The sequence below is a fragment of the Escherichia sp. HH091_1A genome, assembly GCF_030295175.1.
Lineage (GTDB): Bacteria > Pseudomonadota > Gammaproteobacteria > Enterobacterales > Enterobacteriaceae > Escherichia > Escherichia coli_F.
The window spans coordinates 3120996-3135758 of record NZ_AP025747.1 but is presented as its reverse complement, the minus strand read 5'-3'; the positions used below and the strand labels follow the sequence as shown (position 1 = coordinate 3135758).

Genomic DNA, 14763 nt, shown 5'->3' with positions numbered 1-14763 from the left:
CCGCGAGGCGCACTCCTTATCGAAATGGGTTTGCGTAGTTTTTCAAATACTCTTCCCCGATTTTTTTTGCTCCAACAGCATTCAGGTGTGAACCATCAGTTCTGAAAATGATCTTTCCATCCACGATGGCATCACATTCCCCTTTGTGGCAAAGTACATCGTTAGGATCGATTAGCGTTATCTGAGGGAACTCCTGCTTTAACTTGTATTCTATCCGATCATCTTTCTTTACGCCGTATTCATATTTTTCAGTTGTTACATCCCCATGCCGCAGCTTAATTTGGCGCAGTTTGTTTATCGCAGCAGGGCCAATAGACTGGTAAGGTCTTGCAATGATGTAAACTTTCACGCCATTGGACAACAGATATTTTATTGCTTCAGATTGCAACTGGTAAGCATTCTCCGATACGTCACCGTTTTTATCGAAGATACGGAAGTAATTATTTTGTGGCCCGTACTGATCCCAAAAAACGGAAATTATCGCGAACTTTTGTTTTGCTGCATACTCCAGCCTGTTTTTTGTATATGTCATTATCAGGTTAGCATCTATGTCAGATATCTTATTCCTGATATCCTGCACATAAATTCCTGATATTACAGGTGTTGAGCTATATGTAGTATCTGTTATTGATATTCCAGCATCTTTCGCAAGTTCATCAATAAAGTAAGCATATGCATTACCAAAGGAGTCACCAAGAAGCACGCCATCTACTTCGCCTTTATTAACGCCAAGATGACAGTCATTTACATTACCGATAAATAATTTATCAATACACTGTGGGCGCATAATATTTGTCGCATTTCTCTCTTCTAATTCAGATACTAACTCTGAACTTTTGGCGCGAAAACCATCATTTTTTAAAATGTACGCTGCATAGGCAGCGGATACTATTAATGGTATCAGGTAGATGGTTATAAATGCAGTCCTGAAATATTGCAGCGAATCCTTCCTAAATGGCTTTTCAACGAAGTGATAGCTTATGCTTGCCATGATGAATGCGATAAGTATGAGCGCCGTCGCATTTAAGGCCGTAAGATCGATCCCCCTATATTCAGCAAGAATCAGTACAGGCCAGTGCCATAAATAAAGAGAGTAGGAAATTCTTCCTACATAAACAACTGGAGTTAAAGACAGCACTTTAGAAATGAAGTTTTTGGATGAGTCACCTGCAGCAATAAGCATTACAGCGCCTAAACATGTAGGCAAAACAGTGAACCCAGGAAATGGCGTGTTAGAATTTATAAATAATGAACTCAACACAATCAGCATTACGCCGACCAGTGAAATTACAGAACCGTGGCGCAGATGTTTTGTTATTGAATCTTTATAGATAGCAAGTAGGGCACCTGAGAGCAACTCAAAGAACCTAAAAGGCAGTAGGAGATACGCTGCTGTTTTATAATTAACCGCTCCATACTGTGAAATACCAAGGAATACAATAAATAGTAATGAGGATATTATTATTGCTTTTTTTGTCCCTGAGTTCCGAGCGAGCATGAAAACGATGAAAGGCCATACAATGTAGAACTGCTCTTCAACGGAAAGCGACCATGTGTGTAAAAGCGGTTCATAAGAGGTTGAGTTAAAGTAACCTGTGCTACTAAAAAAATAGAAATTGCTTATGCCAAGAAGAGCGTATACCGCACTTTTAGAGAATGATATAAGTTCATCTGGCATCAAATATAATTTGCAGTAAACAAATAAAAATAAAAGAAGAAAAGCAAAAGCTGGGAGCAATCTCTTTATTCGACGTTTGTAAAAATTAAGGAATGAAAAAATATTTCTTTTAGTCTCTTTATATATGATGTTGGTAATGAGATATCCTGATATGACGAAAAAAACATCTACACCAATAAAACCACCATGAATAGGAAAGTTTGCGTGGTACAGCACGACCAGCAAAACCGCAATAGCTCGCAGCCCATCAATATCTGTTCTGTATTTTAAATAAGACATAATTGCTATCGTTTTGAATAGGATAACCCAATGATATCACCTATAGGGTAATTTCGTGAAGAGTTATCCGTTTAAATGTGATTCATATATGGTTTAATATGTGTGTTATTTCACTAACTAAGTGGGGCTTCATGCACATTAAACGGTGGTCTTTATGTCAGTTCAGCTAACCAGCGAATCTTTAAATCAATGGCTTAGTATGAGTTCTCTTGCTGCGGTTATAGCAGGAGTTCCTCCTGAGGTTGCTTTAGGGTCTTTGGCTGGTGCGGTAATTTTTGTTACCTCTGCGGTAGAGTACCCAATTCATCGTCGCGTACTCTTATCGATGCTTAGCTTTCTCTGCGGACTTCTTTTCTACAAACCAGCAGCATCAATTCTTATCGGCATAGCCAGCCTGATCCCTACCATCACGCAGGACTCTTTTGAAAAAGGGATTGTTTTCTCTGCTGGCGCATTCGTGTCAGCAATTGTCGCTGTGCGTATTGGTATATGGCTCTACCACCGTTCAGACAATCCACGCGATTTAATTCCGGGGAGAAAAGACGATGGTAACGCATGAGTTTTTTTTGCTTATCACCAATGCAGTTATTTGTACTGGCATAGCAATTCGCGTTGTCACATTCCGGCGTAACGGCTCTCAACATCGAAGATGGGGAGGGTGGCTTGCTTATTTCCTTATTGTTGCTGCTGCCAGTATCCCTGTTCGTGTCGTCTATGCAATCTGGTTACGCACGCCAATGGCTGTGGATTTATCTGAGGTCATTATCAACGCTGTCATGCTTGCCGCGGTTATTAAAACACGCGGTAACGTTGTTCAGATTTTCAAAATATCGAGGTCTAAACATGGAGATTAAACAATTCCAGCGAGCTGCTGGTATTAGCGAGGCGCTGGCCGCACGCTGGTTCTCGCATATAACTTCTGCGATGAAAGAGTTTGGTATCAGCAAACCAGAAGATCAGGCAATGTTTATTGCTCAGGTTGGTCATGAGTCTGGAGGCTTCATCCGGTTGCAGGAAAATTTCAACTACAGCGTTACCGGACTGGCTAACTTCGTTCGTGCCGGTCGTCTCACTCAGGGACAAGCCAACGCACTGGGTCGCCGTGCTGGTGAACCGCCATTACCACTCGAGCGCCAGCGTGCGATCGCAAATCTGGTGTACAGCAAACGCATGGGTAACAATGCCCATGGTGACGGCTGGAACTACCGTGGGCGCGGACTTATCCAGATTACCGGTTTGAATAACTATCGTGACTGTGGAAACGGTCTTAAGGTTGACCTGCTGGAGAGTCCTGAACTGCTGGCGCAGGACGAATACGCGGCTCGTAGCGCGGCGTGGTTCTTCTCCAGCAAAGGCTGCATGAAGTATACCGGAGATATTGCACGTGTAACTCTGCTTATCAATGGTGGTCGGAACGGCATTGATGACCGGCGCGCGCGATACATCACTGCCAGTAAGGTGCTGGCGGTATGATCTGGGCATTCGCAAAAGCATACTGGAAACAGTTGGTTATCATGGCGATGCTTGCTGTTCTGGTCATATCAGGAGTTGTCGCCTGGAATGCACACGGCAGTCGTCAGTACGACGCCGGGTATGCGCAGGCGAAAGAAGACCGCAAAACCGAAGATGAGAGAGTTCGTCAGCACTACGAACAGGAGAAATCGATCAATGAACGTGAAGCGCAGCAGAGGATCGACCAGGCGCGCAATGATGCTCTTGATGCTGCCGCTCGCGCTGGCCGGTTGCAGCAACAGCTCGTTGCCATCCGTGAGCAGCTCAGGCACTATAACGCCATTGTCGGCGCTGGGTCGTCAGCCGCAGACACCGGAGTTTTGCTTGCCGACGTGTTCAGCAAATCTCTCGAGAGAAATAGACAACTGGCAGAGTATGCTGACCGGGCATCCGAAGCCGGAAGAGTCTGCGAAAAACAGTATGACACCCTGACCAGATAGCATGGCATTTTTCATGGTACTGATTTCCTGTGACGGTATATAAAACGGTACGAGGAAATTTTAGCTTTAGAAAAGTGTTATCACTCAATTGGTTATGGCTTCCGTAAATAATTGAGTGGGAATGATTTGATCCCTGCACTATGAATTAGCAAAACCCTCTGTTACTACAGAGGGTTTTTATACTCACGAATCATAGGATTGAAGTTACTGACATCGCTTAGTTAAACCAGCTGTCCGATTTGTTCTCTTCTGCTTTGCCCACGCTTTTCATCAGATCGCGACCGCCTTCAGTCATATTCCTGTTTGCGTCAGCTTCAGATTGCACCACATCGGTTTGCGCAGCTTTGTGCTTCAGTTCCTGATCGATAAATTCGTTTTCTCGCTTAACGCGGGCTTCTTCTTTCGCCAGCGCCAGTTTTTGTTTCTGAATCTCTAAGCTGCGTAGCTCATCTTCATAACTTTGATCGCGTTTCTTGTCCGCAGTGGCTTCGGCGTCCAGTTTATCCTGACGAGCTTTCTTATTCGCCGCTGCCGTTGCCGCTCTTTTATTAGCCGCGGCCTGGGCGTTTGCGCGACGTTGCTTCTCTTGCTGGATTTCCCTGTTGCGCTCCGCGACCCATTCGTCATGCTGCCTTTGCTCTTCATTTTTACCTTGCTGTTCCGCTTCTGCGACAGCAGAGAGTTGATCCTGCAATGATGAGGCGATAGCCGGATAGCTTAAGGAGGCTAAGATGGCGCAAAGAAAAACTTTCTTCATGACTCCTCCTGATTATTAGCTCTTTTCAGGACATTTGGTATTTGGCTGAATACGCGTTTCGTTATACGTCGTGGTAATAACAACGGCTAAACCTGTCGTAAACTGGCACTCTTTACCCACCTGGGTGGAGGTATACACTTTGGTGCCTTCCTTATACGTTAGAGAAACACCTTCCACTAAGGTTTTATCATTCACCATAGAACCTGCTGCCGCGCCAACAGCTCCGCCGCCAACTGCACCTGCCGTCGTTCCGGAATTGCTGCCAGACCCCACGTTGTGGCCGATAACACCGCCAGCGACTGCACCAATAAGCGCGCCGAAGGCTTGTGCGTTTCGTTTATTTTGGGAGTTGTCTACGGCAACTTTTGCGGGAAGAATGGAAATAATATTAACGGTTTTAGTTTCTTGTTTGGTATTCAGTTGATCGGTTTGATAAACATCGGCGGCATGATCATCAGCATTTGACTGGCATCCTGCCAGAGTGAATGACGCTAACATTGCCACAGGCAGAAGACATTTTTTAAATTTCATCACTATTCCTTGTTATACACATTACGAAAAATAAGACATTTAAGATCATCAAAAGAGGAAAGTAAATGTATTGCGTATAAAGGAATAGATTAAATTTATTAAAATTCATGTGGAAAATAATTTATAATAATACATCATTAAAACATATGTATTAATTTTATATTTATTTCGCAGCCAAACAGGATAAACATCAGTCAGGACAAAGACGTAAAATTTAAGATGAAAGAATATCTGCCGCTTTGATAATCCCAAAGAGCAAAAGCATCCGACAGCGAGGTGCCGTTATGTTCTGTGAAAGTGGAGAAGGTAACCGCTAACGTTGTACCGGTGATTCGACGGAGAGTGTGGATTGCTGAGCTTCTTTTTTGCTCTGATGGTGCTGCCATGCACCGACGGACGAGTAGATAAAACGGCCAAAGAAGAAGATAAAGCTGATGAGCAGTACGATACGGGTCATGCGACTGTTAAATCGGTGTCGTTTTCGCATACTGGTTGCCTGACTCACAAAAGGTTCCTTGAAGTATGTCCCACGCCGTGGACGGTACTTACATTAAGGCACAACAGGACAAAATGGTCAATTCTTCGTTATGTAAAAAAGCGTCAGTGGATACATATTTTAATGTTATGGAAGTTAATTTAATTATTTACAATGATGATGTAATAATGATGAATTAACATGATAAACGTAATAATTCATTAATCAGGGTTATTTTGTTTGATATATATCAATTGGAACTTTCATATGACACTTAGAATCAATGCTCTCTATAGTGATGAATAATCATCATTCGAAGTCAGGTGGGATGCCTGTCTGAATACACCTCCTTCAGGATGTGGGGGATTCTGCTGAGCATCTATGAAACTGAATGCAACCTATATAAAAATACGTGATAAATGGTGGGGGCTTCCGCTGTTCCTGCCTTCTTTAATCTTGCCCATTTTCGCCCATATTAATACTTTCGCGCATATTTCTTCCGGTGAGGTTTTTCTCTTTTACCTGCCTTTGGCACTGATGATCAGCATGATGATGTTTTTCAGCTGGGCGGCATTGCCAGGGATCGCCTTAGGGATTTTTGTTCGCAAATATGCAGAGCTGGGTATTTACGAAACGCTCTCATTAACAGCTAATTTTATTATCATTATCATTCTCTGTTGGGGCGGTTACAGGGTCTTTACTCCCCGGCGTAACAACGTTTCACATGGTGATACCCGTTTAATTGCCCAGCGTATATTCTGGCAGATTGTATTTCCTGCAACGCTGTTTCTAATACTTTTCCAATTTGCTGCGTTTGTTGGATTACTGGCGAGCAGAGAAAATCTGGTCGGCGTCATGCCCTTTAACCTCGGGACCTTAATCAATTATCAGGCCTTGCTGGTAGGTAATCTGATTGGTGTCCCGCTGTGCTATTTCATCATTCGGGTGGTGCGAAATCCGTTTTATTTACGCAGCTATTATTCGCAATTAAAACAGCAAGTTGATGTCAAAGTCACCAAAAAAGAGTTCGCGCTCTGGCTACTGGCATTAGGTGCGTTGTTGTTGCTGTTATGCATGCCGTTAAATGAAAAAAGCACGATTTTCAGCACCAATTATACCTTGTCATTATTGCTACCCCTGATGATGTGGGGAGCCATGCGCTATGGTTATAAGTTGATTTCGCTGCTCTGGGCGGTCGTGCTGATGATTAGCATCCACAGCTATCAAAATTACATTCCCATTTATCCTGGCTATACCACGCAACTGACCATAACCTCCTCCAGTTATCTGGTATTCTCTTTTATTGTCAATTATATGGCTGTACTGGCAACCCGTCAGCGAGCGGTAGTCAGACGCATTCAGCGGCTTGCGTATGTGGACCCGGTGGTTCATCTGCCAAATGTTCGCGCCCTGAATCGCGCGTTGCGTGATGCCCCCTGGTCTGCGCTTTGTTATTTACGCATCCCCGGCATGGAAATGCTGGTTAAGAACTATGGCATCATGCTACGGATTCAATACAAGCAAAAACTTTCTCACTGGCTGTCACCATTGCTGGAACCGGGTGAAGATGTTTATCAGCTTTCGGGTAACGATCTCGCGCTGCGACTGAATACAGAAGCGCACCAGGAGCGCATTACCGCACTGGATAGCCATCTCAAGCAATTTCGTTTCTTTTGGGATGGAATGCCGATGCAACCGCAGATTGGCGTCAGTTACTGCTATGTGCGCTCGCCAGTGAATCATATCTACTTACTGCTGGGAGAGCTAAATACGGTTGCTGAACTCTCCATCGTGACCAACGCCCCGGAAAATATGCAGCGTCGCGGGGCAATGTATTTGCAACGCGAATTGAAAGATAAAGTCGCGATGATGAATCGGCTACAGCAGGCGCTGGAACACAACCATTTTTTCCTGATGGCCCAGCCGATTACCGGTATGCGTGGTGATGTCTACCATGAGATCCTTCTGCGCATGAAAGGTGATAATGATGAACTGATCAGCCCCGACAGCTTCTTGCCGGTCGCGCACGAATTTGGTTTATCGTCGAGTATCGACATGTGGGTCATTGAGCATACGCTGCAATTTATGGCTGACAACAGAGCGAAGATGCCCGCTCACCGTTTTGCTATTAATCTGTCGCCAACCTCGGTATGTCAGGCTCGTTTTCCATTTGAAGTCAGTCAGTTGCTGGCTAAATATCAAATTGAAGCGTGGCAACTTATTTTTGAAGTCACCGAAAGTAATGCTCTGACCAATGTTAAGCAGGCGCAGATCACCTTGCAGCATCTTCAGGAATTAGGCTGCCAGATTGCGATTGATGATTTCGGAACCGGCTACGCCAGCTATGCACGGCTTAAAAATGTGAATGCCGATCTGCTTAAAATTGACGGCAGTTTTATCCGCAATATTGTGTCAAATAGTCTGGATTATCAGATAGTGGCGTCGATTTGCCACCTGGCGCGAATGAAGAAAATGCTGGTAGTGGCAGAGTACGTTGAAAACGAAGAGATCCGCGAGGCGGTGCTCTCTTTGGGGATCGATTATATGCAGGGTTATCTTATTGGTAAGCCGCAACCGTTAATTGATACGCTGAATGAAATCGAACCCATTCGCGAAAGTGCCTGAATAATGCGGGCCGACATTTCTTGTCGGCCCGCAAAGCATTAAGCGGCGATTTCTGGTGTACTTTCTTCTTCAATTTTCAACCGCCAGCCAGCCACGCCTTCCCAGTATTCTTGCTCCTTTTCCAGATCAAGCAGTACCAGCGCATTCTGACTAAACCAGTCATGCGGAAAACGCAGTGTCCAGTGACTGTCATCGGTAATCAGCGTCAATGTTGGCGGTGTGGTGGTTGCCTGACGTTGATTATTGAGTAATACGCCAAGGCGCAATAGCTGAATCAGTGGCAGGAACTGTTTCTTCTTAAACAAGGTAAAGCGCGGCAGATCGTCGAGCTTAATCGCTTTACGGTGATAGCGCACCAGCGTCGCCATCATCAACTGCTGTTCCTGATTAAAACCCGGCAAGTCGCTGTTTTGCAGAATATAAGCGGAGTGGCGATGCAAACCGCTGTGGTTGATATTCAACCCGACCTCATGCAGCATGGCGGCCCATCGCAGTAGCGCCTCCAGTTGCGGATGCGCCAGCTTCGGTTGCTGTTCCCGCCACTGTTCGTACATTTGCATAGTGGTATCCAGCACCCGTCGGGCCTGTTCACTGTCGATGTGATACTGGTTAGCGAGACTACTGGCGGTGCGACTACGCACATCCTGATGACGGAAACGTCCTTCCATTTCATACAATACGCCTTCGCGTAACGCCCCGTCAGAAAGGCGCAGTTCACGGATGGCTAAAGCATCAAACACACCGCATAAAATCGCCAGTCCAGGAACGAAGACTGTTTTCCGTTCTTCGGAAAGACCCGGTAAACTCAGCGATGCGAAATTACGGTGACGTAAAACTTCTTTTACCAGTTTTTCCAGACGTTCCGGGGTAATTATCCCGTCTTTCTCGCCCATTTCCATTAACACTTCATGGGCGGCTTTTATGGTACCGGAAGCGCCCATTGCCACGTTCCAGCCCTGAATACGGAATTGCCAGGTTAAAGTTTCCAGTTTTTGTGCTGCCGCCATGCGAGCGCGCTGAAAATTCTCTTTATTGATGACCCCGCCCGGGAAATAGAGTTGGGCAAAGCTGACACAACCCATCCGGCGGCTTTCAACGAGAATCGGTTCGAAATTTTCACCAATCACCAGTTCCGTAGATCCGCCGCCAATATCAATAACCAGTTTGCGACCTTTTTCCGGCTGGGTATGTTCCACGCCCATGAAAATCAGACGGGCTTCTTCATTACCGGAAATAATTTCAATCGGGTAGGGAATGACCTTTTCCGCGCGTTTCAAAAAGTCAGTAGCATTCAACGCCTGACGCAGCGTATGGGTGCCAACAATACAAACGCTGGCAGGCGAAAATCCCTGCAAGCGTTCAGCAAACAACGATAGGCAGTTCAATCCGCGTGTGATTGCCTCTTCACTCAACATATTATCTGGCCCCAGACCGTCTGCCAGATGGACCCGCTGTTTCAGGCGACCAATAATCTGCATAGCGCCATCCACCACACGGGCAATAACCATGTGGAAACTGTTTGAACCAAGATCGACCGCAGCAAACTCCTGCGGACGAGGGGATTTGTCGTGTATTGGCATAGGGTTATTCAGGTTGTTCGAGGGATTTGATGTAATCGTAAATCGCCAACTGCGCCCGCACTTTGCGGCGGTTACCGCGGGGAACGTAGCGATTACTAAGTTCTTTATCGATATAACGCGCTTTGACCGTATCGCTGAATAAAATGTCGATGATGTCCAGTACTCGCTGCTTCAGGCGTGGATCGAGTAGTGGCGTCGCTACTTCAATACGATAATCAATATTGCGCGTCATCCAGTCGGCGGAAGAAAGATAAACCTTTTTATCGCCGCCATTTTCAAAAATATAAACCCGGTCATGTTCAAGGTAACGGTCAACAATACTGATAGCACGGATGTTATCACTAATGCCTTCCAGATTAGGGATCAGCGAACACATTCCACGAACCAGCAGATTCACCGGCACGCCGGAGCTGGAAGCCGCATACAGACGGTCGACCAGACCTTTATCGACAAGGTTATTTAGCTTCAGGGTGATACCGCTGGGCAGCCCCTGCTGCGCGTTGGCGATTTCGCGGTCAACCATTTCATACAACAGGCGGCGGGAGTTTTGTGGTGACACCATTAAATAATCAAATGTCACCGGGCGGTATGGGTTTTCAATAAAGTTGAACACCCGCCGTACTTCGTTGGTAATGCGCGCATCGGCGGTCAGCAACGAATAGTCAGTATAAAGACGCGCGGTTTTTTCGTTAAAGTTCCCGGTCCCGATGTGTGCGTAACGCACCACTTCACCGTTTTCTTTACGTGAAATCAGGAACAGTTTGGCGTGAATTTTCAGCCCCGGCGCAGAGAAGATAACGTGCACGCCTGCTTCGGTCAGGCGCTTCGCCCAGTGAATGTTGGCTTCTTCGTCGAAACGCGCCTGTAACTCAACCACCACGGTGACTTTCTTACCGTTGTGTGCGGCGTGGATCATCGAGTCGATGATGCGTGAATCTTTCGCCACGCGGTAAATGTTAATTTTAATCGCCAGTACGCTCGGGTCGAACGAAGCCTGACGCAGCAGTTCCAGTACATGCTCAAAGGTATGATAAGGATAATAGAGCAACACATCGCGTTCGCGAATAGCATCAAAACCATTGCGGAACTGGGCTTTATCAAACCAAATGTGGCGTAAACGCGGCAGTGGTTTGTTCACCAGATTGGCTTTGCCGACGTTGGGGAAATTAATAAAGTCTTTAAAATTGTGATAACGGCCGCCGGGGACGATGGAGTCGTAGCGGGAAATAGTCAGTTTTTCACGTAATACTTCAACCAGCGCATTAGGCATATCGCGCTGATAAACAAAACGCACCGGCTCAGCAGTTAAACGCTGCTTGAGACTGGAAGACATCAACTCCATCAGGCTGGCTTCCATCTCATGCACTAAATCGTATTCGGCATCGCGGGTCATCTTCATTGAATAGGCATTCAGCGCGTCATAATCAAAGAAGCCTTTGAAAATATCATCAAGGCAGTAACGCAGAATGTTATCCAGAAGAATCATCGGCTTGCGTCGACGCGGCGCTTCTGGCGGTAAATTCACAAATCGCGGCACTTTATCTGATGGGATCTCCAGCAGCGCGTAACGGATGGTATCGCCACGGATAATTTCCACCGCCAGATAGGTGTAATCATCTTTCAGGAACTGCACTAAGTCAGTGTCAGGATTGATTAAAATCGGCGTAATGTGCTGACGCAGATACTGCTTAAAATAATGACGCAGCCAGTTTTGTTGATTGACGGAGAGTTGGCGTTCATTAATCAGGAAGATCTGGTTGCGCGCCATCTCCAGCAACAGCTCGTTGTAGAGGCCGTCGAATTCCTGATCGGCTTTCAGCACCCGGGACTGAATTTTGCCCAGTAAATGGCGGGAATGAGAGTTGGAACCTTGTTCTTCGCTAATAATGATGCGTCGCTTCAGTTCAGCGAAGCGGACTTTATAGAACTCATCAAGGTTATTGGAATAGATCCCCAGGAAACGCATCCTTTCAATCAGCGGGTTAGATTTGTCCGCCGCTTCCTGAAGCACGCGTTCATTGAACGATAACCAACTGAGCTCTTTTTCGATGTATAGCTTTTCCTGACCCATTACCACTTTTACTCCGTTTTATTCACGGGACACTGCCTGGATATTATGGCGAGCAATATTGGCAGATGTCCAACTATGCCAGAAAAGGGGGAAAAAAACTGCTGGAGCTTGCGATTTACAGGTGAATTGAAAAACGCCAGCGGCAGAGCTGGCGCTTTAACTACGGGGGCATTACTCGTCGGCAGCGTAGCCCTGCGGCGGCAGATGTTGACCATCCAGCCACGCGGCGTTTTCGTGCATTTTCAGACGACCATCGGCAAACCAGCTAATCACCAGTGGATAAATAGCGTGTTCCTGGGTTTGCACGCGGGCGGTGATGTCATCCTCCGTATCACCAGCAAATACCGGGACTTTCGCCTGTAAAATAACCGGGCCACCGTCCAGTTCATCGGTGACGAAATGCACCGATGTACCGTGCTCTTCATCGCCATTTTCCAGCGCCTGACGATGGGTGTGTAATCCGGGATATTTCGGCAGCAGAGAAGGGTGAATATTCAGCAAACGCCCGGCATAGTGGGAGACAAACGCCGGGCTGAGAATGCGCATAAAACCAGCCAGCACGACCACATCGGGTGCGTACATGTCGATTTCATGAATCAACTCCCGGTCATAGGCTTCACGACTGTCAAACGCGCTGGCGATGAGCGTATGGGTAGCAATACCCGCCTGGCGGGCGCGTTCAAGGCCGAACGCGTCGGCCTTATTGCTGAAAACTGCCCGTACGGTGCCTTTAATTTTATTGGTTTTGCAGGCGTCAATTATTGCCTGCAAATTACTTCCGTTGCCGGAAATAAGCACCACAATATTCATTATTCGATAACCACGCGTTGTTCGGAATCAGAAGCTTTGATGATACCGATTTTCCACGCGTTTTCACCGTTGGCATTGAGCAGGGCGAGGGCTTTGTCCACTTCCGGAGCAGGCAGGGCAATAATCATCCCGACGCCGCAGTTGAAGGTGCGATACATTTCATGGCGCTCAACGTTACCTGCCGTTTGCAGCCAGTTGAACACTTCCGGCCACTGCCAGGAAGATTCATCAATCACTGCCTGGGTATTATCTGGCAATACGCGCGGAATGTTTTCCCAGAAGCCGCCACCGGTCAGGTGCGCAATAGCATGCACATCAACGTTTTCAATCAACTCCAGCACGGACTTCACATAAATGCGGGTCGGTGCCAGTAGATGATCGGCTAACGGTTTACCGTCGAGTTCTGTAGTTTGCGGATCGCAACCGCTGACTTCGAGAATTTTGCGCACCAGCGAGTAACCATTTGAATGCGGGCCGCTGGAGCCGAGTGCAATCAGTACATCGCCGTCGCTGACTTTAGAACCGTCAATGATTTCTGATTTTTCTACTACCCCGACGCAGAATCCGGCGACATCGTAATCTTCACCGTGATACATCCCCGGCATTTCTGCCGTTTCGCCACCCACAAGCGAACAGCCCGATTGCAGACAACCTTCGGCGATGCCGCTGATCACCGCTGAAGCGGTATCAACATCCAGTTTTCCGGTTGCGTAATAGTCGAGGAAAAACAGCGGTTCCGCGCCTTGTACTACCAGATCGTTAACACACATGGCGACCAGATCGATACCAATGGTGTCGTGACGTTTTAAGTCCATCGCCAGACGCAGCTTGGTGCCAACGCCATCAGTGCCGGAAACCAGCACGGGTTCACGATATTTTTGCGGCAATGCACACAGCGCACCGAAGCCGCCCAGACCGCCCATCACTTCCGGACGACGCGTTTTCTTCACTACGCCTTTGATTCTTCCAACCAGAGCATTACCCGCGTCAATATCAACACCGGCATCTTTGTAGCTAAGAGAGGTTTTATCGGTCACTGCTTGGGTCCCCACGCGTTACTTGCGGTAGAAAAATAAAATTCGGCGCAATTCTAACAGGGAAAGCAAACGTTTGCGAGACTGCTTTACACAACCTTTTTGCACTTCATTTTCCCAAACGCGCGGCGAAAGAATAGCTGCACCGTGGCAAAGGAGAGTTTTTGGATGGAATAATATTCTTTCATAACGACATGAATATAAAGTAACTTTATCTAAAACCGTTATCATTTTGACTAAAGTCAACGAAAATAATATTGCCGCCTTGAAGAAAGGAGGTATAATCCGTCGATTTTTTTTGTGGCTGCCCCTCAAAGGAGAAAGAGTATGAAGATCGTGGAAGTCAAACACCCACTCGTCAAACACAAGCTGGGACTGATGCGTGAGCAAGATATCAGCACCAAGCGCTTTCGCGAACTCGCTTCCGAAGTGGGTAGCCTGCTGACTTACGAAGCGACCGCCGACCTCGAAACGGAAAAAGTAACTATCGAAGGCTGGAACGGCCCGGTAGAAATCGACCAGATCAAAGGTAAGAAAATTACCGTTGTGCCAATTCTGCGTGCGGGTCTGGGGATGATGGACGGTGTGCTGGAAAACGTTCCGAGCGCGCGCATCAGCGTCGTCGGTATGTACCGTAATGAAGAAACGCTGGAGCCGGTACCGTACTTCCAGAAACTGGTTTCTAACATCGATGAGCGTATGGCGCTGATCGTTGACCCAATGCTGGCAACCGGTGGTTCCGTTATCGCGACCATCGACCTGCTGAAAAAAGCGGGCTGCAGCAGCATCAAAGTTCTGGTGCTGGTAGCTGCGCCAGAAGGTATCGCAGCGCTGGAAAAAGCGCACCCGGACGTCGAACTGTATACTGCATCGATTGACCAGGGACTGAACGAGCACGGATACATTATTCCGGGCCTCGGCGATGCCGGTGACAAAATCTTTGGTACGAAATAAAGAATAAAAATAATTAA

General features: G+C 46.9%; 16 protein-coding genes. 7 read left to right on the top strand and 9 right to left on the bottom strand.

Annotation, left to right across the window (positions count from 1 at the left end):
- Positions 1-16: 16 nt before the first annotated feature.
- Entirely contained in the window at positions 17-1957 is a 1941-nt protein-coding gene (locus tag QUF14_RS15780) for an acyltransferase family protein (protein WP_001617180.1), read from the bottom strand.
- 154 nt (positions 1958-2111) lie between these two features.
- Here QUF14_RS15780 and QUF14_RS15775 point away from each other — a divergent pair, with 154 nt between their 5' ends.
- Genes QUF14_RS15775 through QUF14_RS15760 form a run of 4 tightly spaced genes read left to right on the top strand, consistent with a single transcriptional unit; the run spans position 2112 to position 3909 of the window.
- Positions 2112-2516: a putative holin gene (locus QUF14_RS15775; protein WP_001546698.1), complete on the top strand. Its 405-nt coding sequence runs from the start codon at positions 2112-2114 to the stop codon at positions 2514-2516.
- On the top strand, positions 2503-2811 hold the full coding sequence (locus tag QUF14_RS15770; RefSeq protein ID WP_001546697.1) for a phage holin family protein: 309 nt from the start codon (positions 2503-2505) through the stop codon (positions 2809-2811). Before QUF14_RS15775 ends, QUF14_RS15770 begins: the two co-directional genes overlap by 14 nt.
- Positions 2801-3430: a glycoside hydrolase family 19 protein gene (locus tag QUF14_RS15765; protein ID WP_052934160.1), complete on the top strand. Its 630-nt coding sequence runs from the start codon at positions 2801-2803 to the stop codon at positions 3428-3430. Before QUF14_RS15770 ends, QUF14_RS15765 begins: the two co-directional genes overlap by 11 nt.
- Positions 3427-3909, top strand: coding sequence for a DUF2514 domain-containing protein (locus tag QUF14_RS15760; RefSeq protein ID WP_064236844.1), 483 nt, complete (start codon positions 3427-3429; stop codon positions 3907-3909). Before QUF14_RS15765 ends, QUF14_RS15760 begins: the two co-directional genes overlap by 4 nt.
- A 217-nt stretch (positions 3910-4126) precedes the next feature.
- Here the strand turns inward: QUF14_RS15760 and QUF14_RS15755 are convergent, their stop codons facing one another.
- The 3 genes from QUF14_RS15755 to QUF14_RS15745 form a co-directional block, all read right to left on the bottom strand.
- Positions 4127-4666, bottom strand: a complete 540-nt coding sequence (locus QUF14_RS15755; RefSeq protein WP_000755178.1) for a DUF5384 family protein — start codon at positions 4664-4666, stop codon at positions 4127-4129.
- A 15-nt stretch (positions 4667-4681) separates the two neighbouring features.
- Entirely contained in the window at positions 4682-5200 is a 519-nt protein-coding gene (locus tag QUF14_RS15750; protein WP_001295476.1) for an outer membrane lipoprotein, read from the bottom strand.
- A gap of 310 nt (positions 5201-5510) precedes the next feature.
- Positions 5511-5702 (bottom strand): YfgG family protein, encoded by a 192-nt coding sequence (locus tag QUF14_RS15745; protein ID WP_000076001.1) that lies wholly within the window; start codon positions 5700-5702, stop codon positions 5511-5513.
- Positions 5703-5719: 17 nt separating this feature from the next.
- On the opposite strand from QUF14_RS15745, the gene QUF14_RS15740 reads away from it, so the two are divergent.
- A complete protein-coding gene (locus QUF14_RS15740; protein ID WP_000017552.1) occupies positions 5720-5872 on the top strand; it encodes a hypothetical protein in 153 nt (50 codons plus the stop codon).
- Between the two features lie 181 nt (positions 5873-6053).
- Positions 6054-8297, top strand: coding sequence for a cyclic-guanylate-specific phosphodiesterase PdeF (gene pdeF, locus QUF14_RS15735; protein WP_100733744.1), 2244 nt, complete (start codon positions 6054-6056; stop codon positions 8295-8297).
- A gap of 38 nt (positions 8298-8335) precedes the next feature.
- Here pdeF and ppx read toward each other — a convergent pair whose 3' ends face one another.
- The 5 genes from ppx to QUF14_RS15710 form a co-directional block, all read right to left on the bottom strand.
- A complete protein-coding gene (gene ppx / locus QUF14_RS15730) occupies positions 8336-9877 on the bottom strand; it encodes an exopolyphosphatase (RefSeq protein WP_001121344.1) in 1542 nt (513 codons plus the stop codon).
- A gap of 4 nt (positions 9878-9881) precedes the next feature.
- The gene (gene ppk1, locus QUF14_RS15725; protein WP_000529576.1) at positions 9882-11948 is read right to left on the bottom strand and encodes a polyphosphate kinase 1; all 2067 of its coding nucleotides are present in this window, start codon (positions 11946-11948) and stop codon (positions 9882-9884) included.
- Positions 11949-12119: 171 nt separating this feature from the next.
- Positions 12120-12758, bottom strand: coding sequence for a phosphoribosylglycinamide formyltransferase (purN, locus tag QUF14_RS15720; RefSeq protein ID WP_001028613.1), 639 nt, complete (start codon positions 12756-12758; stop codon positions 12120-12122).
- Complete coding sequence (gene purM, locus QUF14_RS15715; protein WP_001353041.1) at positions 12758-13795, bottom strand: phosphoribosylformylglycinamidine cyclo-ligase; 1038 nt, start codon at positions 13793-13795, stop codon at positions 12758-12760. Before purM ends, purN begins: the two co-directional genes overlap by 1 nt.
- An 18-nt stretch (positions 13796-13813) precedes the next feature.
- Positions 13814-14023 (bottom strand): hypothetical protein, encoded by a 210-nt coding sequence (locus QUF14_RS15710; RefSeq protein WP_286333061.1) that lies wholly within the window; start codon positions 14021-14023, stop codon positions 13814-13816.
- Between the two features lie 96 nt (positions 14024-14119).
- On the opposite strand from QUF14_RS15710, the gene upp reads away from it, so the two are divergent.
- Positions 14120-14746: a uracil phosphoribosyltransferase gene (gene upp, locus QUF14_RS15705; RefSeq protein WP_001295473.1), complete on the top strand. Its 627-nt coding sequence runs from the start codon at positions 14120-14122 to the stop codon at positions 14744-14746.
- Positions 14747-14763: the final 17 nt, after the last annotated feature.